Annotated in this window: 13 protein-coding genes; 10 read left to right on the top strand and 3 right to left on the bottom strand. The window is 72.6% G+C overall.

Features of this window, described 5'->3' with window-relative positions; genetic code table 11:
• Positions 1 to 11: 11 nt before the first annotated feature.
• Entirely contained in the window at positions 12 to 1,049 is a 1,038-nt protein-coding gene (locus ACFOVU_RS06085; RefSeq protein WP_378530617.1) for a LacI family DNA-binding transcriptional regulator, read from the bottom strand.
• 106 nt (positions 1,050 to 1,155) lie between these two features.
• Between ACFOVU_RS06085 and ACFOVU_RS06080 the strand changes: the two genes are divergently transcribed.
• From ACFOVU_RS06080 to ACFOVU_RS06065, 4 genes are all read left to right on the top strand, one after another.
• Positions 1,156 to 2,787: a glycoside hydrolase family 13 protein gene (locus tag ACFOVU_RS06080; protein ID WP_378530615.1), complete on the top strand. Its 1,632-nt coding sequence runs from the start codon at positions 1,156 to 1,158 to the stop codon at positions 2,785 to 2,787.
• Positions 2,788 to 3,092: 305 nt separating this feature from the next.
• Positions 3,093 to 4,331, top strand: a complete 1,239-nt coding sequence (locus tag ACFOVU_RS06075; protein WP_378530613.1) for a sugar ABC transporter substrate-binding protein — start codon at positions 3,093 to 3,095, stop codon at positions 4,329 to 4,331.
• Between the two features lie 2 nt (positions 4,332 to 4,333).
• Positions 4,334 to 5,953 (top strand): ABC transporter permease subunit, encoded by a 1,620-nt coding sequence (locus ACFOVU_RS06070; protein WP_378530611.1) that lies wholly within the window; start codon positions 4,334 to 4,336, stop codon positions 5,951 to 5,953.
• Positions 5,950 to 6,822 (top strand): sugar ABC transporter permease, encoded by an 873-nt coding sequence (locus tag ACFOVU_RS06065; protein ID WP_378530609.1) that lies wholly within the window; start codon positions 5,950 to 5,952, stop codon positions 6,820 to 6,822. Before ACFOVU_RS06070 ends, ACFOVU_RS06065 begins: the two co-directional genes overlap by 4 nt.
• A gap of 42 nt (positions 6,823 to 6,864) precedes the next feature.
• Here ACFOVU_RS06065 and lepA read toward each other — a convergent pair whose 3' ends face one another.
• Positions 6,865 to 8,706: a translation elongation factor 4 gene (lepA, locus tag ACFOVU_RS06060; protein ID WP_378530607.1), complete on the bottom strand. Its 1,842-nt coding sequence runs from the start codon at positions 8,704 to 8,706 to the stop codon at positions 6,865 to 6,867.
• A gap of 170 nt (positions 8,707 to 8,876) precedes the next feature.
• Between lepA and ACFOVU_RS06055 the strand changes: the two genes are divergently transcribed.
• From ACFOVU_RS06055 to ACFOVU_RS06035, 5 genes are all read left to right on the top strand, one after another.
• Positions 8,877 to 9,878, top strand: a complete 1,002-nt coding sequence (locus tag ACFOVU_RS06055; protein WP_378530605.1) for a glycosyl hydrolase family 18 protein — start codon at positions 8,877 to 8,879, stop codon at positions 9,876 to 9,878.
• A 276-nt stretch (positions 9,879 to 10,154) separates the two neighbouring features.
• Complete coding sequence (gene rpsT, locus ACFOVU_RS06050; RefSeq protein ID WP_378530603.1) at positions 10,155 to 10,427, top strand: 30S ribosomal protein S20; 273 nt, start codon at positions 10,155 to 10,157, stop codon at positions 10,425 to 10,427.
• Between the two features lie 123 nt (positions 10,428 to 10,550).
• Positions 10,551 to 11,540 carry a hypothetical protein gene (locus ACFOVU_RS06045; RefSeq protein ID WP_378530601.1) on the top strand — a complete coding sequence of 330 codons (990 nt, stop codon included), beginning with the start codon at positions 10,551 to 10,553 and terminating at the stop codon, positions 11,538 to 11,540.
• Positions 11,541 to 12,496: 956 nt separating this feature from the next.
• Positions 12,497 to 13,180, top strand: a complete 684-nt coding sequence (locus ACFOVU_RS06040; protein WP_378530599.1) for a helix-hairpin-helix domain-containing protein — start codon at positions 12,497 to 12,499, stop codon at positions 13,178 to 13,180.
• Positions 13,181 to 13,265: 85 nt separating this feature from the next.
• A complete protein-coding gene (locus ACFOVU_RS06035; RefSeq protein ID WP_378530597.1) occupies positions 13,266 to 15,629 on the top strand; it encodes a ComEC/Rec2 family competence protein in 2,364 nt (787 codons plus the stop codon).
• Between the two features lie 382 nt (positions 15,630 to 16,011).
• On the opposite strand, the gene ACFOVU_RS06030 is transcribed toward ACFOVU_RS06035, so the two are convergent.
• Complete coding sequence (locus ACFOVU_RS06030) at positions 16,012 to 16,425, bottom strand: DUF3592 domain-containing protein (RefSeq protein WP_378530595.1); 414 nt, start codon at positions 16,423 to 16,425, stop codon at positions 16,012 to 16,014.
• A 118-nt stretch (positions 16,426 to 16,543) separates the two neighbouring features.
• Between ACFOVU_RS06030 and holA the strand changes: the two genes are divergently transcribed.
• Positions 16,544 to 17,518 carry a DNA polymerase III subunit delta gene (holA, locus tag ACFOVU_RS06025; RefSeq protein WP_378530593.1) on the top strand — a complete coding sequence of 325 codons (975 nt, stop codon included), beginning with the start codon at positions 16,544 to 16,546 and terminating at the stop codon, positions 17,516 to 17,518.
• Positions 17,519 to 17,545 lie beyond the last annotated feature (27 nt).

Genomic DNA, 17,545 nt, shown 5'->3' with positions numbered 1-17,545 from the left:
GCGCGACTCCCTCACACCGTGCGCACGGGCCCCGGCCCGGCGCTCTGCACCGGGACCGCGCCGGTGGAACCGCGGACCACCAGCTCCGGGTCGAACAGGTACTCGGCGTGGGAGACGCTGTGCCCGGCGATCTCGTCGCACAGGGTGCGCGCCGCGGCCAGGGCCATGGCCTGGATGGGCTGGCGGACCGTGGTGAGCGGGGGATCGGTGAAGGCGATGAGGTGGGAGTCGTCGTAGCCGACCACGGAGAAGTCCCGCGGCACCGACAGCCCGCGCTGGCGTGCCGCGCGGATGGCGCCGAGGGCCATGAGGTCGGAGCCGCAGACCATGGCGGTGACGCCGCGGTCGAGCAGCCGCGTGGCCGCCGCGTGCCCGCCTTCGACCCCGAACAGCGACAGCTCCACCAGGTCCTCGCTCGGGAGCCCGTGGCGGGCCATGGCGCCGTGGAAGCCGTCGAGCTTGCGCCGGACCGGGACGAAGCGGTCGGGGCCGCTGGCGAAGCCGATGCGGGTATGGCCCAGCGCGGCGAGGTGGTCGACGGCCAGCCGCCCGGCCTCGCGGTCGTCGGCTGAGATGAACGGCGCGGAGACGCGGTCGGCGAAGCCGTTGACCAGGACGATGGGCAGGCGGCGGGTGATCAGCCGGCGGTAGCGGTCGTGGTCGGCGGTGGTGTCGGCGTGCAGGCCCGAGACGAAGATGATGCCGGAGACGTTGCGCTCCAGGAGAAGTTCGACGTACTCGTCCTCGGCGATGCCGCCGGGTGTCTGGGTGCACAGCACCGGGGTATAGCCGTGCTGTGCCAGTGCACCTTCCGCGGCTTGGGCGAACATCGGGAACACCGGGTTGTCGAGCTCGGGGACGACCATGCCCACCAGCCCGGCGGAGCGCTGGCGCAGGCGCGCGGGGCGCTCGTAGCCCAGGACGTCGAGCGCGGTGAGCACGGCGGTGCGCGTGGCGGCGCCGACACCGGGCTTGGAGTTGAGGACGCGGGAGACGGTCGCCTCGCTGACACCGGCGTGCCGCGCGATGTCGGCCAATCGTGGACCCATGTGAGCACTCTAGTGGAATTCGCCTGTTATTTCTCTGTAAGAACTAGGTAATCTTTCGCAAGTGGTTTCAGCACACGTACCGCTCTGGCGATATGGAGGGACACCCATGCCGATTCCCCCCGAGTCCGGGACGCAGGCCGGTGACACGCAGCGGGAATGGTGGCGCGACGCCGTCATCTACCAGGTCTACGTGCGCAGCTTCGCGGACTCCGACGGCGACGGCGAGGGCGATCTGCCCGGCATCCGCTCCCGGCTGCCCGAACTCGCGCAATTGGGGGTCGACGCGGTCTGGCTGACCCCGTTCTACGTCTCCCCGCTGGCCGACGGCGGCTACGACGTCGCCGACTACCGCGACGTGGATCCGCGCTTCGGCACGCTCGCCGACTTCGACGCGCTCACCGCCGCCGCCCACGAGCTGGGCCTGCGGGTCATCATCGACATCGTCCCCAACCACACGTCGTCGGAGCACCCGTGGTTCCGCGAGGCGGTGGCGGCCGAGCCGGGCGCCCCCGAGCGGGCCCGCTACATCTTCCGCCCCGGCAACGGGCCCGATGGCGAGCTGCCGCCCAACAACTGGAAGTCGGTGTTCGGCGGGCCGGCGTGGACCCGGCTGACCCGGCCCGACGGCACCCCCGACCAGTGGTACCTGCACCTGTTCGACCCCGGGCAGCCCGATCTGGACTGGACCCTCCAGGAGGTCCACGACGAGTTCGACGACGTGCTGCGCTTCTGGCTGGACCGGGGCGTGGACGGCTTCCGGATCGACGTCGCCCACGGCATGGTCAAGGACCCCGCGCTGCCCGACATCGCCGAGGGCCGCAAGGCCGACCTGATCGACGGCCAGTTCCAGCTGCCCTACTTCGACCAGGACGGGGTGCACGAGATCTACCGCCGGTGGCGGCGGATCGCCGACTCCTACCCGGGGCAGCGGGCGCTGGTGGCCGAGGCGTGGGTGCAGGACGCCGACCGGGTGGCGCGCTACCTGCGCGCCGACGAGCTCCACCAGGCGTTCAACTTCGAGTACCTCCAGACCGGCTGGGACGCGGGGCAGCTGCGCCGGGTCATCGACCGGTCGCTGGCCACCAATGAGAAGGTCGGCGCGCCGACGACCTGGGTGCTGTCCAACCATGACGTCGTCCGGCACGTCACGCGCTTCGGCGGCGGCGAGGAGGGGCTGCGGCGCGGGCTGGCGGCCACCCTGCTCATGCTGGCGCTGCCCGGCTCGGCCTACCTGTACCAGGGCGAGGAGCTGGGCCTGCCCGAGGTCACCGACCTGCCGGAGGACGCGCTCCAGGACCCCACGTGGGGGCGGTCGGGGCACACCGAGCGGGGCCGCGACGGCTGCCGGGTCCCGCTGCCGTGGGAGGGGGCGCGGCCGCCGTTCGGGTTCGGACCGGAGGGCACGGTGCCCTGGCTGCCCGTTCCGGGGGCGTGGGCCGGGCTGACCCGCGAGCGGCAGAAGGGCGACCCGGGGTCGCCGCTGTCCCTCTACACGGAGGCCCTGCGGGCGCGCCGGGCGCTGTCGGCGCTGGGCGAGGGGGCGCTCACCTGGATCGACGCGGGCGAGGGCGTGCTGGCGTTCCGCCGGGGGGCGGCGTTCGCGTGCGCGGTGAACCTGTCCGGCGCCGAGGTGGCGCTGCCGCTGAGCGGCGAGGTGGTGGTCGCCAGCGGCCCGGTCACCGCCGACGGCGACGGGGTCGTGCTGCCCGCCGACACGGCGGTCTGGCTGCGCGGCTGATCCCCGCTCCCGCGCCCTGAGGGCGCTCCGGCGGCCCGGTCACCACCCACCGGTGGCGGCCGGGCCGTTCGCGTACCCGCAGTTCGCAGCCCCCTCACCGGGCGGGACGGGCCGGCGACGTCGCGTCCCACCGCCGCGGATCCCCCGTTTCCACCGCGTTTCACCGCGGTTCCGAAAATCGCGCCGAATCTCCTGCAAAATCTTTCAAATCTTTCATTCTGTTGCTAACGTCACATCACCGCACATTCGCGACGGGCCGTGACGTGCGGGGGGCGTCCCACGGCCCCGTGCCCGAAGGGGAATGCATGAGAATCCACCGCGCCGGCGTCGTCGCCGGCACCGCCGCCCTCACCCTCGCCGCGAGCGCCTGCGGCGGTGGCGGCGGCGAGTCCGCCCCGGAGGCCGGGGGGACCCTGGTGATCTGGTCCGACACCGAGCGAAGCGAGGCCCTGACCCCCTTCGCCGAGGAGTTCGGCGAGTCCAACGGCATCCGGGTCGACGTGCAGACCTTCCCGGTCGACACCCTCCAGTCCGACTTCGTGACCGCCCACGAGGCCGGGTCCGGCCCCGACATCCTCGTCGGCGCCCACGACTGGATCGGCAACCTGGTGCAGAACAACGCCATCGACCCGGTCGAACTCCCCCAGGACACCGCGGACGGCTTCAGCGAGACCTCGCTCCAGGCCGCCACCTACGAGGGCCGGCTCTACGGAGTCCCCTACGCGCAGGAGAACCTCATCCTGCTGCGCAACACCGAACTCGCCCCCGACGCCCCCGGGACCGTCGAGGAACTCGTGGAGACCGGCACCGCCCTGGTGGAGGACGGCGAGGCCGACGAGGTCCTGGGCCTCCAGGTCAGCCAGACCGGCGACCCCTACCACTTGCAACCGTTCTTCACCTCCGCCGGCGGCTACCTGTTCGGCGCCGACGGCGAGGGCGGCTACGACCCCTCGGACCTTGGCATCGGCACCCCCGAATCCATCGAGGCCTTCGAGCGCATCGCGGAACTGGGCGAGGACGGCGCGGGCGTGCTGAAGCGCTCGATCGACGCCGACAACGTCGCGGGCCTCTTCGAGGAGGGCCGCACCCCCTACTTCGTCACCGGCCCCTGGTCGCTCGCCGACGTCCGGGCCTCCGGGGTCGACTACGACATCTCCGCCGTCCCCGGGTTCGAGGGCGGCGCTGACCCGCGCCCGTTCATCGGCGTCCAGGCGTTCTTCGTCGCCTCGGGCGGCGCCAACTCGGTGCTGGCGCAGGAGTTCGTTGCCGGCTACGTGGCCGACCCCGAACTCGCCGCCGCCCTCTACGACGCCGACCCCCGGCCCCCGGCGCTGACCGCCGCCTACGAGCAGGCGAGCGCGGACAACCCCGACATCGCCAAGATCGTCGAGGCCGGCGCCAACGGCGAGCCGATGCCCGCCATGCCCGAGATGGCCGCGGTCTTCGACCCCTTCGGCAAGGCGCAGGCGGCCGTCATCGGCGGTGCGGACCCCGAGGAGGTCCTCACCGCCGCCGCCGAGAACATCCAGAGCGAGATCGGCTGACCGTGGCTCCTCAGCGTCACGGCCCCGCGGGCGCCCCCGCGGGGACCCGCTCCCGGCCGCCCCTGCCCGGCGGTTCGCTCGCGCCCGGCGGCTCCCTGGCCGGGCAGGTCGCCAAGACCGGCCTGCTCGGCCTCACCGCGGCCCTCGGCGTGTGGGCCGCTCTGCCCCTCTACGCACAGGGCGCGTGGGCCGGCCTGGCGGTGGTCGTCGCGGTCACCGCCCTCATCTTCGGCGTCTACCTGTCCAAGCGCGCGATCCCGGCGAAGTACCTGCTCCCCGGCACCCTGTTCCTCATCGCCTTCCAGATCCTGCCCGTGCTGTTCACCCTGAGCACGTCGGTGACCAACTACGGCGACGGCCACCGCGGCGACAAAGAGCAGGCGATCGCGGCCATCGAGGCGGCCTCGGTCACCCGGGCGGAGGAGGGCACCGAGTACACGCTGACCGTCGCCGCCCGGGGAGATGCCGGCAGCGGCGAACTGGTCTTCCTGCTCACCGACCCGCAGGGGCGGGCCTACGCGGGCACCGCCGAAGGGCTCCGGCCGCTGAACGGGGTCACCCCCGACGCCGCCGGCAAGATCACCGAGGCGCCCGGCTACACGATCCTGACCCCCGCCGAGGTCAACGGGCGCGGCGCGGAGGTCGAGGAGCTGGCCGTCCCCAGCGGCAGCGGGTCGGGCATCCGGGCCGGCGGGCTGTCCGCCGCCTACGAGGGCCGGGCCACCCGCGTCCACGACCCCGCCTGCGACTGCATCACCGACACCGCCACGGGCGAGGTGTTCACGGCCGACGACGAGCGGGGCGCCTTCGTCGCCGAGGACGGCACCCGGCTGTCCCAGGGCTGGCGGGTCGACGTGGGGGCCGGCAACTTCCTGCGCTTCCTCACCGACCCGTCGGTCAGCGGGGCGTTCTTCTCCATCCTGGGGTGGAACATCGGCTTCGCCGCCGGCACCACCGGCCTCGTCTTCGCGATCGGCCTCGGGGTGGCGCTCACCCTGCACACCCGCCATCCGATGCGCGGCCGCACCCTGTACCGGGTGCTGGTGGTACTGCCCTACGCGATGCCCTCGCTGGCGATGCTGCTGCTGTGGCGCGACATGTTCAACGCCGACTTCGGTCTGGTCAACCGCCTCTTCGGGGCCGACGTCGACTGGTTCGGCGACCCGTGGACGGCGCGCGCGGTGGTGCTGCTGGTCAACGTGTGGCTGGGCTTTCCCTACATGTTCCTCGTGGCCACCGGGGCGCTCCAGGCCATCCCCCGCGAGCTGGTGCACGCGGCGAGCATCGACGGCGCCGGCGCCTGGCAGGCGTTCCGCACCGTCACCCTGCCGCTGCTGATGGTGGCGATGTCGCCCATCCTCATCTCGACGTTCGCCTACAACTTCAACAACTTCAACGCGGTCTGGCTCACCACCCAAGGGGGCCCGTTCCCGCCCAACGACCCCACAGCGGGCGCCACGGACCTGCTGATCACCTACACCTACCGGCTGGCGTTCGGAAAGGCGGGGGCGCAGTACGGGTTCGCGGCGGCGGTCTCGGTGTTCATCTTCCTGATCGTCACCCTGATCTCCGTGGTGAGCCTGCGCCGGAGCCGGTCCCTGGAAGAGGTGGACGCCCGATGACCCCCACCCCGCCGGCCCGCCGCGCGCTCGCGCGGGCGCGCCGGGACGGCTGGCGCCACGCCGTCATGTGGCTCGTGCTCGCCTTCGCGCTGTTCCCGATCCTCTTCGTGGTCTCGGCCGCGCTCAACCCGCTGGGGACGCTCAGCAGCTCCCGGCTGGTACCCGCAGCGGTGGGCCCCGACAACCTGGTCCGGCTGTTCACCGACACCCCGTTCGCCGCGTGGTACCTGAACTCGCTGCTGATCTCGCTGTCCAACGCCGCGGCGACCGTGTTCCTGTCGGCCCTGGCCGCCTACGTGTTCAGCCGGTTCCGGTTCGCCGGCCGGCGGGTGGGGCTGTACGGGCTGCTGCTCATCCAGATGTTCCCGCAGTTCCTGGCGGTCGTGGCGATCTACCTGATGTTCAGCCGGGTCACCGAGCTGTGGCCGCGGATCGGGTTCGACACCCCGTGGGGCCTCATGCTCGTCTACCTGGGCGGTGCGCTGAGCATCAACACCTGGCTGATGAAGGGGTTCTTCGACACCGTGCCCGCCGAACTCGACGAGGCCGCCCGGGTCGACGGCGCCACCCACGCCCAGGTGTTCTTCCGGATCATGCTGCCGCTGGTGACACCGGTACTGGCGATCGTGGGGCTGCTGGTGTTCATCTCGACCATCAACGAGTTCCTGCTGGCCAGCGTGTTCCTGCGCGATCCGGAGGCCAAGACGGTCGCGCTGGGCCTGTACCAACTCGTGGCCGACCAGCGCAACACCAACTTCGGGATGTTCGCCATGGGCACCCTGCTGCTGTCGATCCCGGTGCTGTCGGTGTTCTGGTTCCTCCAGAGGTACATCGTGGAGGGCCTGACCAGCGGCTCGGTCAAGGGCTGACGCACCGGAGGCGGCGCGGGCCGGGGTCGCCCCGGCCCGCCGCTACTTCTTCTTGGCGTCCTTCTCGCCGCCGTCCTCGGTGGACAGCGCGGCGATGAACGCCTCCTGGGGGACCTCGACCCGGCCCACCATCTTCATCCGCTTCTTGCCCTCCTTCTGCTTCTCCAGCAGCTTGCGCTTGCGGCTGATGTCGCCGCCGTAGCACTTGGAGAGCACGTCCTTGCGGATGGCGCGGATGTTCTCGCGGGCGATGACGCGCGAGCCGATGGCCGCCTGGATGGGGACCTCGAACTGCTGGCGCGGGATCAGCTCGCGCAGCTTCTTGGTCATCTCGACGCCATAGGCGTACGCCTTGTCCTTGTGCACGATCGCCGAGAACGCGTCGACGGTCTCGCCCTGGAGCAGGATGTCGACCTTCACCAGTTCGGACACCTGGTCGCCCGTGGGCTCGTAGTCGAGCGAGGCATAGCCCTTGGTCCGCGACTTCAGCTGGTCGAAGAAGTCGAACACGATCTCGGCGAGCGGGAGCGTGTAGCGCATCTCCACCCGGTCCTCGGACAGGTAGTCCATGCCCAGCAGCGAGCCGCGCCGCGCCTGGCACAGCTCCATGATCGGCCCCACGAAGTCGGCCGGCGCCAGCAGTGTGGCCTTGACGACCGGCTCGTGCACCTCGTCGATCTTGCCTTCGGGGAACTCACTGGGGTTGGTCACCACGTGCTCGGTGCGGTCCTCCATGACCACCCGGTAGACCACGTTGGGCGCGGTGGAGATCAGGTCGAGGTTGAACTCGCGCTCCAGGCGGGCGCGGGTGATCTCCAGGTGCAGCAGGCCCAGGAACCCGCAGCGGAACCCGAACCCCAGAGCGGCCGAGGTTTCGGGCTCGAAGACCAGCGCGGCGTCGTTGAGCTGGAGCTTCTCCAAGGCGTCGCGCAGCACCGGGTAGTCGGTGCCCTCGATCGGGTACAGGCCGGAGAACACCATGGGCTTGGGGTCCTGGTAGCCCGACAGCATCTCGGTGGCGCCCCGGGACGCCGAGGTGATGGTGTCGCCGACCCGCGACTGGCGGACGTCCTTCACGCCGGTGATCAGGTAGCCGACCTCGCCGACGCCCAGGCCCTCGACCTTGGTGGGCTCGGGCGAGATGACGCCGACCTCCAGCATCTCGTGCGTGGCGCCGCTGGACATCATCGAGATGCGCTCGCGCGTGGACAGCGCGCCGTCGACCACCCGGACGTAGGTGACCACGCCGCGGTAGGTGTCGTAGACGGAGTCGAAGATCATGGCGCGCGCGGGGGCGTCGGCGTCGCCCACCGGAGCGGGCACCTGGCGGACGACCTCGTTCAGCAGCTCCTCGACGCCCTGGCCGGTCTTGGCGCTGACCTTGAGGACATCGGAGGGCTCGCAGCCGATGATGCCCGCGAGCTCGGCGGCGTACTTCTCGGGCTGGGCCGCGGGCAGGTCGATCTTGTTCAGCACCGGGATGATGGTGAGGTCGTTCTCCAGCGCCATGTACAGGTTGGCGAGCGTCTGCGCCTCGATGCCCTGGGCGGCGTCGACCAGCAGGATCGCGCCCTCGCAGGCGGCGAGGGAGCGCGACACCTCGTAGCTGAAGTCGACGTGGCCGGGGGTGTCGATGAGGTTGAGGACATAGACGGTGTCGTCGACCGCGGTGAAGGGCAGCCGCACCGCCTGCGACTTGATGGTGATGCCGCGCTCGCGCTCGATGTCCATGCGGTCGAGGTACTGCGCGCGCATCTGGCGGTCCTCGACGACGCCGGTCAACTGGAGCATGCGGTCGGCCAGAGTCGACTTGCCATGGTCGATGTGCGCGATGATGCAGAAGTTCCGGATCAGCGCGGGATCGGTCCGGTTCGGCTGTGGCACCGTGCTCCGTTCACGTTCGTCTCGGGGGCGGGGCCGCGCGGACCGCGGCGGGAGGCGGTCGGTCGCGGAGGGGTGGACCCCATGATCCCATGGTCGCCGTGGCGCCGCCGCCACCGTGCACAATGGGGGCGCGGCACCCCTCAGGCTATGCGACCCCGGAAGGCTTTCGGATGAAGTGGTTCCTCCAGCGTCTGTTCGCCGCCATCGCCGCGATCGTCGTCGTGCTCGGCGGCGCCGCCGCCCTGATCCAGTATCAGTACTCCGGTGAGCCGGCGGAATGGGCGGTGTCCAACGGGACCAACGCGCTGTGGATGGGCCACGGGTGGGTCGACGGGCGCAACGGGGCCGCCGAGCTGGCCGATCTGGCGCCGCGCATCACGACGGGCGAGATCAGCGACGTCTACGTGCACGTGGGGCCGCTGGACTACGACGGCACCCTGGACCCCGGTCTCTACCCCGAGGCGGGCGCGTTCCTCGACCTGTTCCGCGCCGAGCTGCCCGATGTCCGGGTGTCGGCCTGGGTGGGGCAGCGGGTGGAGGCCGACGAGCTGGACCTCTCCGATGAGGACAGCCGGGCGCGCATCCTGGACGGCGCGGCCGACCTGATGGACGCCGGGTTCGACGGGATCCACTACAACTTCGAGCCGCTGCCGGACAACGGGGAGGACTTCGTCTCCCTGCTCGGCGAGACCCGCGATGCCCTCGGCGAGGACGCGCTGCTGTCCACCGCCGTCCCCCAGATCGAGCCGCTGGCCGGGATCTCCTTCGGGGTCCGCCTGTTCGCGGGCAAGGACAAGTACTGGTCCCCGCTGTACCTGAAGCGCGTCGCCGAGTCGGTCGACCAGGTCGCGGTCATGTCCTACGACACCGCCATGCCGATGGAGGGGCTCTACGGCGGGTTCGTCGCCCGCCAGACCCGATTGGCGCTGGACGCGGTCCCCGAGGAGGTCCAGCTGTTCATGGGGGTGCCAGCCTACCCCGATGAGCATGCCACCCGCGACCCGGACGCCGAGACGCCGGAGACCGCGACCCAGGCCATCCGGATCGGCCTCTCCGACGCCGCCGAGCGGCGGGAGCGCTTCGGGACCGCGCTGTACGTCGACTTCACCGCGACCGATGAGCAGTGGGCGGCCTACCGGGACGGCTGGGTCAGCCCGCCGCAGGAGGGGTGAACCGGGCACCGGTAAGCGGGCGGCGGGCCGGTCCCGGACAGGGGCGGTCGGCAGGGCTGCCGGTGGGGTGGTCGAAGCAGTCGCCGTGCGACTGCATAATGGAAGTCCGTGTCTCGGGCATCCGCGTTCTTTGTTCGGTTGTTCGGTTGAGCCCCTCGGTCTCACACACCCGGCGTCGGCACGCGCCCGGCCCTCCGGCGGAACGGCTGCCCCCGGAGGACGGCAGGACCCGTGTCACCGACGCACTGATCACAGCAAACTGGAGCACGTTTTCGCATGGCGAACATCAAGTCGCAGAAGAAGCGCAACCGGCAGAACGAGAAGGCCCGCGTGCGCAACCAGTCGGTGCGCTCGTCGCTGAAGACGGCCATCCGCAAGTTCCGCGCGGCCGCCGAGACCGGGGACGTCGAGCAGGCCACGCAGCTTCAGCGCGCCGCCGCGCGCCAGCTCGACAAGGCCGTGAGCAAGGGCGTCATCCACCAGAACCAGGCCGCCAACCGCAAGAGCGCGATCGCCAAGCGCCTCGACAAGGTGCGGCAGGCCGCCTAAGCGTTCCGGCTCCGGCCAAGGCCGTCCCCGGCAGGGGGCGGCCTTCGGCGTGCCGCCGCCGCGAGCGGTGAAACGGCGCAAAAGCGCTGTGGCGCCTTCGGTGGCGCGCATTAGCGTAGTCCCGTGAACTTCACGCAGCTGCGCCTGAACCTCTGGGACGATCCCGCCCTCCGCAACGAACTCATCGCCTGGATCGACGGCCGTCTCGCCGAGCACGACGCCTACCTGCTGCCCGAGCCGCCCCAGGTCCGGGTGCGGCCGTGGTCGACGACCGCACGGCTGGCCACCACCATCGGGCCCCTGTGGTTCAAGGCCGGCGCCCCCGGAGCGGAGTTCGAGGCCGCCCTCGCCGGGGCGCTGTACTCGTGGATCCCCGGGCGGGTGCTGACCCCGCTGGGCGTCGACGCCAAGCGCGGCTGGTCGCTGTTCCCCGACGCGGGCGCGACACTGCGCGACCAGATGGCGGCGCTGGACGACTTCGCCGTGTGGGAGGCGATGCTCGGGACCTACGCCGAGACACAGCGCGTGCTCGGCGCCCACGTGCGCGACCTGCTCGCCCTGGGCGTCCCGGATCTCCGCCCCTCGACGCTGGGGCGCCGCCTGGACACCTTCCTCGCCTCTCCCGGGATCGCCGGGGTTCTCGGCGACGACCATGACATCCTCATCCGCCGGCGCGGCGAGTTCGACCGGCGCTGCCGGGCGCTGGACGAGAACGCGGTCGGGGTCTCGCTCGACCACGGCGACCTGCACGTGGGCAACGTCTTCATGCTGGAGGGCGGGTACCGCTTCGCCGACTGGGGCGACGCCACCGTCGCGCATGCATTTTGCAGCCTGCTCGCGCCCCTGCTGTTCGCCGCCCGGGAGCTCAACGCGGACGCGCGGGTCTTGGGCCGGCTGCGCGACGCCTACCTGGAACCGTGGACCGCCGCCCATTCCCTCAGCGACCTGCGAGCGGCGGCCCGGCTCGCCACCGACCTCGCGGCCCTCAACCGCGCCCTGGCATGGAACCGCGCCTTCCCGGAACTCGCCCACGCGGTCGCCCCGGCACAGCACGACCACATCGCCCGCTGGCTGCGCACCCTCATCGGCAAGGGCGACGGAACCGAGCTCTGACCCCGTTCGGCCTCTTCGGGCGTCCAGGTGCCTCCCGATGCATGCGGGGCGGGCGGTGCCGGAGTCTCCGGCGGGACGGTGGGGCATCAAGTTATCCACAGAGAAGAAACCCCTACTGGCAGCCTCCGGCCGCGGTTCCTACGGTGGGTCACATGTCGCCCACGCCACGGAATCGCCGCCCCCTCGACCCCTCGTCCTTGCGGAGACTGCGCGCCCTCACCGCCGGGGCGGCACCACGGCCCACCACGTCCGAACCCCACCCTGTACCCGCCCCGGAGAACGGCGGGACGGGGCCTGTGCCCGCCTCCCCGCTCATCGGGCACATCCCCGTCCCGCCCTACGCCCTCTCCCCCGACCGCCGCCCGCCCCGAGCCCCCAGCGCACCATCCCGCCCACCCCGGCTGAACCCTCTGGCGGAAACGTCACCCACTCCACCTCCCCTGGTCGATCCCGCCTCCGGGTCTTCACCGGTCTCCCCCCTTCCCGGCTCCGGCGCCCCCGGCGCGCCACCGGTGGGCTTCGGAAAGCCCCGGTCCCGGCCTTCCGAACACCGATCCGACGGCACCGAAGAACCCGGCCCCCGCGCAACGGCCGATCGCCGGAGGGACCACGCCGTCCGCGCACACGCCGGTATCCAGGCCGGCGATGGAGCCGGGGCCAGTGGCGGAACCGGTGGCAGAGCCCGCGGCGGCGGAGCCCTGGAGGCTCCGAGGACCACTCGGGATGGCCCGCGGGAACGTGCCGGGACGGGCGGCCAGGGGCGGCACCGGCGGCCTGAGCCGTCCGGCCCGCCCCGGGCCCCAATCGACCGTCCGCCCACCGATCGTCGCAGGCACCGGCCGCCGCCTCTCCCGCTCGACGCTCCCCCGCGCGGCTACATCGAGGTCGCCCCCGAACCCCATCCCCCGGCTCGGGCCGGCTCCGGCCCCGGGCCGCGCGCCCGGCTGTCGGCGATCATGGAGCGGCTGCCACCCGCCCTGCGCGACCAGCCCCTGTTCGGCCGGGCGGGCGTCCACGGGCTCGTGGCGGTCTGCGTGGTCGCCGCCATCGCCACCGTGTGGTTCTCCCTCCAGGCCCGTCCCGACCCCCAGCCCCCTCCCGAACTCCGCGCCGGATCCGCCCAGGCCGACTCCCCCGGCGAACCGACCCCCACCGCCGCCCTCCCCGCCCCTTCGAGCGCGGCCTCTTCCCCAACCGGCGAGGTCACGGTGCACGTCGGTGGCGACGTCGACAGTCCCGGGGTCTTCACCCTCGCCGCCGGCTCCCGCGTGGCCGATGCGATCGAGGCCGCAGGCGGCCTCAGCGACGACGCCGACACCGGCACCCTCAACCTCGCGCGTCCGCTGACCGACGGAGAACAGGTCCTGGTCGGCGCCGAAACCGCCACCGCCGCCCCACCGGCCGACACGGCGGCACCACCGGCTGGCTCCCCGGAATCCCCGATCGACCTCAACACCGCCACCCCCGAACAGCTCGAAGAACTCCCCGGCATCGGCCCGGCACTGGCCGGGCGCATCATCGACTACCGCACGGCCAACGGCGGCTTCACCACCGTCGAACAGCTCCACGACGTCAGCGGCATCGGCGAAAGGCGCTTCACCGACCTCCGCCCCCTCGTCCACGTCAACGGCGTCGGTTGAGCCGCATGACCCCCTATCCGCCTGTCCTTCACGCACCTCCGGCGCACCCCGCCGGCCGCGGCGAGAATCCGAGATGGAGGCGGCCGTGCTGAACCAGCTCGGCACCGACGCCGTCGATCCCGAGCCCGGCCGGGTTCCCGACCTCCGGCTGGTGGGGCCGGCCGCTGCGGCCTGGCTATGTGCCGGTCTGCTGCTCGGTGGGCAGTCCCGTTCCGCGCTGCTCGTCGCCGCTGTGGTCGGCGGGGCCGCCGTGCTGCTCCTTCCCGCCCTGCGCCTGCCGTCCGCCGAAGCCTGGGCCGCCCCGGTGGTCGCGGTGCTGGTCTGCGGGGCCGGGGCGGCGCTCGCCACCGGCGGGCGGCTCGCCGGGGTGGAGGACAGCCCCGTCACCGGACTCGCCTCCACGGGGAGCAGGGTCTCTCTGCACGCGGTCCTCACCGGCGATCCCCGGCCGCGCGCCGGGCCGCTGGCACCGGGCCAGGCCGAACTCGTCATCGACGCCCGCACCAGCTGGGTCGAGGCCGGCGGCGCACGCGAGGCGTCACGGGTCCCGGTCGTGGTCCTGGCCTCCGGCGAGGAATGGGCCCGTCTGCTCCCCGGCCAGGGCGTCACCGTCGCGGCCAAGCTCGTGCCCGCGGGAGACGGCGGTGGCCTGGTCGGCGGGCTGGTCCTGGCGCGCGGCCCGCCGGAGCGGATCGACCCGCCACCCGCGCACCAGGCGTGGGCCGGCCACGTCCGCGCCCGGCTGCGCGAGGCCGCCGCCGTCCTGCCCGCTCCCGCCCGCGGCCTGCTGCCGGCCATGGTGGTCGGCGACACCTCCGGGCTGGACGCCACCACCCGGGAGGACTTCGCCGCCACCGGCATGACCCACCTGCTCACCGTCTCCGGCTCTAACTTGGCTGTTCTGAGTGCCGTGGCGCTCGGGCTGGGGCGCTGGGCGGGATGGGCCCCTTGGGCGACCGCGCTCGCGGGGGCCGCCATGATCGCGGTGTTCGTCCTCGTGGCACGGGCGGAGCCGAGCGTGCTCCGGGCCGCGTTCATGGGCGCCATCGCGCTCCTCGCCCTCGCCCTCGGGCGGCGCAGGGCCGGCCTGTCCGCTCTGGCCGCCGCGGTGATCGGGCTGCTGCTGTTCGACCCCGAACTCGCACGCTCCTACGGCTTCGCCCTGTCGGTCCTCGCGACGGGCGGGATCATGGTCCTCGCCCCCGGGTGGCGCGACCGCTGGTCCGAGCGCATGCCGCGGTGGCTGGCCGAAGCGGTCGCCGTGGCCGCGGCCGCGCACGTGGCCTGCGCCCCCGTCCTGGTGCTGCTGTCACAGGAGGTGAGCTGGGTTTCGGTGCCGGCGAACGTGGCGGTCGGCCCGCTGATCCCCATAGCCAGGGTCGGCGGCTTCGCGGTCGCGGGACTGGCCCTGGTCTGGCCCGCGGCGGCGGCCCTGCTCGTGTGGGTTCCCGGCGCGGTCGTCATCTGGGTCGGTGCCGTGGCCCGGTTCGGGGCGGAGCTGCCCAACGGTGCGCTGCCGTGGCGCGGCGACGTGTGGGGCGCCATGGGCCTGGCGGTGGTCGTGGTGGCGGCGCTGGTGCTGCGGGGCCGCGCCCGGCGCGTGCTGTCGGCCGTCGGCGGCACGGTGCTGGTCGCGGCGGTGGCGGTGCGCTGCGTCGCCCCCGCGTGGCCGCCCGCGGGATGGGCGCTGGTGGCGTGCGACGTCGGGCAGGGCGACGCGCTGGCGCTGTCGGCCGGCGACGGCCGGGCCGTGCTGGTCGACACCGGCGCCGACCCCGGCGCCGTCGACCGCTGCCTGGACGACCTGGGGGTCGAGGAGATCTCCCTGCTGGTTCTCACGCACGGCGACATGGACCATGTCGGCGGCGCCCCAGGGGTCGCCCCCGAGCGCGCCGTCGCGGCGGCGCTGGCGCCGCCGGGGGTGGGGTCGCATGAGCGCCTGCGCGTTCTGGAGAGCGCCGGCACCGCCATGCACGTCGCCGCCTCAGGCCAACGCCTCCGGACCTCGCCGTGGACCTTCGACGTCCTGTGGCCCCACGCGCGATCGGGAGCCGAGGGCAACGACGCCAGCGTGGTGCTCCTCGCTGCCTGGTCCCCGCCCGAAGGCTCCGCGGCGGCCCCGATGCGCGTGCTCCTCACAGGGGACATCGAGGAATCGCCGCAGCGGGCGCTCCTGGGCTCCCCCGCGATCCGCGACGTCGACGTCCTCAAGACCCCGCACCACGGCGCGCAGGGCCAGGAACCGGCGTTCCTCGAGGCCACCCGCCCACGCATGACCCTGACCTCGGTGGGCGCCGACAACCCGTTCGGCCACCCCGCCCCGCGCACGTGGGAGATCCTGACGGGCCTGACACCGGCCAACCACCGCACCGACCACCACGGCGACATCGCCGTGATCCCGACCCCCGACGGCCCCTCCGCGGTCCGCCGCGGCCCTCAAGACCGCTGACCAGGCATGGGAGAGGGCTTCCGGCTCAGGCGCTCCAGGGCCGCCGGCGCGTCGTCGACGTGCCAGTAGACGACCGCGCCGCCCCGACCGGGTGTCCCGCCGGGTGCGTAGCAACGGTCGATCAGGCCGAGCTCATCTTGGAAGTCCCCCAGGCGGAACTCGGCGTAGGCGGGGCGCCCGTCCGGCCCGGAGCGCTCGAAATACGGACCGACGCCCAGCAGCTCCGCCTACCACGCCTTCGCCGCCTCGACATCATCCGCCCAGAAACCGACGGTGGCCATCCCCCTCAGCATGCGACCTTCTTCGTTCCCGCTCACCGGCCTCTCCGGTGTTGCGGGACGAAGGCAGAAGGCAATGCGGAACAGATCGTTCCTATTTCTGCCTACAGTACCCAGAAGACGATGACGCCGGCCACGATTCCGGCCAAGCTGAAGATCGAACCGACGAGGAGGGCGACGACCGCGCCCGCAGTGGTCGTCTTGGCCTCGATGATCTCGGCGCGCTCCGGCTTGTCGGGGTCGTAGGCCACGGTCACGGCCTGCCCAGCGCGGAGCATGCCGAAGTTGGTCGAGACCCGCTGGCTGGTCCGCACATGCCGGCCGTCGGCGGTGTCGAACTCGAACACCGCAGCCGTCGTCGAGCCCGTGTTGCCCCCGCTCCGCCGACCGGTGACGGTGCCCGGCACGCGGATCCCGTTGCGGCGCAGCCAGGTTACGGTGCGCAGTTCACGGACACCGATGTAGACGAAAGTGCCGCCGAGCAGCAGGGCGAGGATCGGGATCATCGTGGGGGTCACCGGGTGACCGTATCCCCCCTGCCGTACCTCCGCCAGAGGCAGGTCCCCTCAGACCCGTCACGCCCCTGGCCCCCCGGAACGGCGCGAGTGCGTCCGTGGGACGTGGCATGCTGCATGCATGGGCTCCACCACCTCCGTCACCCCGCTCACGGCCGTCGTCGGCGATGAGGAACTGCTGGTCGACCGCGCCGTGGCCGAGCTGGTCGCCGCCGTGCGCGCCGGCGATCCCGATGTCGACGTGCACGACCTCGTCCCCGGCCAGGTCACCGCCGCCAAGCTGGTGGAGGTCACCTCCCCCTCGCTGTTCGGGGAGCGCCGGGTGGTGGTGCTGCGGTCGGCCCAGGACCTCACGAAGGACATCGCCGCCGTGGTCACCGGCCACATCAAGGACCCCGCCGACGACGTGGTCCTGGTGCTGGTGCACGCGGGCGGCGCCAAGGGGAAGGCGCTGCTCGACACCGCGGTGAAGGCGGGGGCCACCCGCGTCTCCTGCGCCAAGCTCACCAAGGGCCCGGAGCGCCTGAACTTCGTCAAGGGCGAGTTCTCGCGCGCGGGCCGGCAGATCGCGCCCGACGCCGCACAGTCGCTGCTCGACGCCGTCGGCACCGACCTGCGCGAGATCGCCGCGGCCTGCACCCAGCTCATCGCCGATACCGACGGCCGTATCGACACCGCCGCGGTGGCCCGTTACCACACGGGCAAGGCCGAGGCCTCCGGGTTCACCGTCGCCGACCGCGCCGTCGAGGGGCGGCTGCCCGAGGCGCTGGAGCAGCTGCGCTGGTCGCTGTCGGTGGGCACCGCACCGGTGCTCATCAACAGCGCCCTGGCCTCGGCCGTCCGCGGCCTGGCGGTGGTCGCCCAGCCGCCGCGCGGCGGCAGCGAGGCCGACCTCGCCAAGCGCGCCAAGGTCCCGCCGTGGAAGCTGAAGACCCTGCGCCAGCAGGCCCGGGGCTGGAGCCCGCAGGGGCTGGCGCGGGCGATGTCGGTGATCGCCGAGACGGACGCGCTGATCAAGGGCGCGGGTCGCGACCCCGCCTACGCCCTGGAGCGGGCCGTGATCGAGATCGCGACCGCCCGGAGCCGCCGCGGCTGACCACCCCCGCACACGGGTTCGCCCGGA

The sequence above is a fragment of the Nocardiopsis sediminis genome (genome assembly GCF_042650565.1).
Taxonomy (GTDB): Bacteria; Actinomycetota; Actinomycetes; order Streptosporangiales; family Streptosporangiaceae; genus Nocardiopsis_B; species Nocardiopsis_B sediminis.
This window is presented reverse-complemented; position numbering and strand designations above follow the sequence as displayed.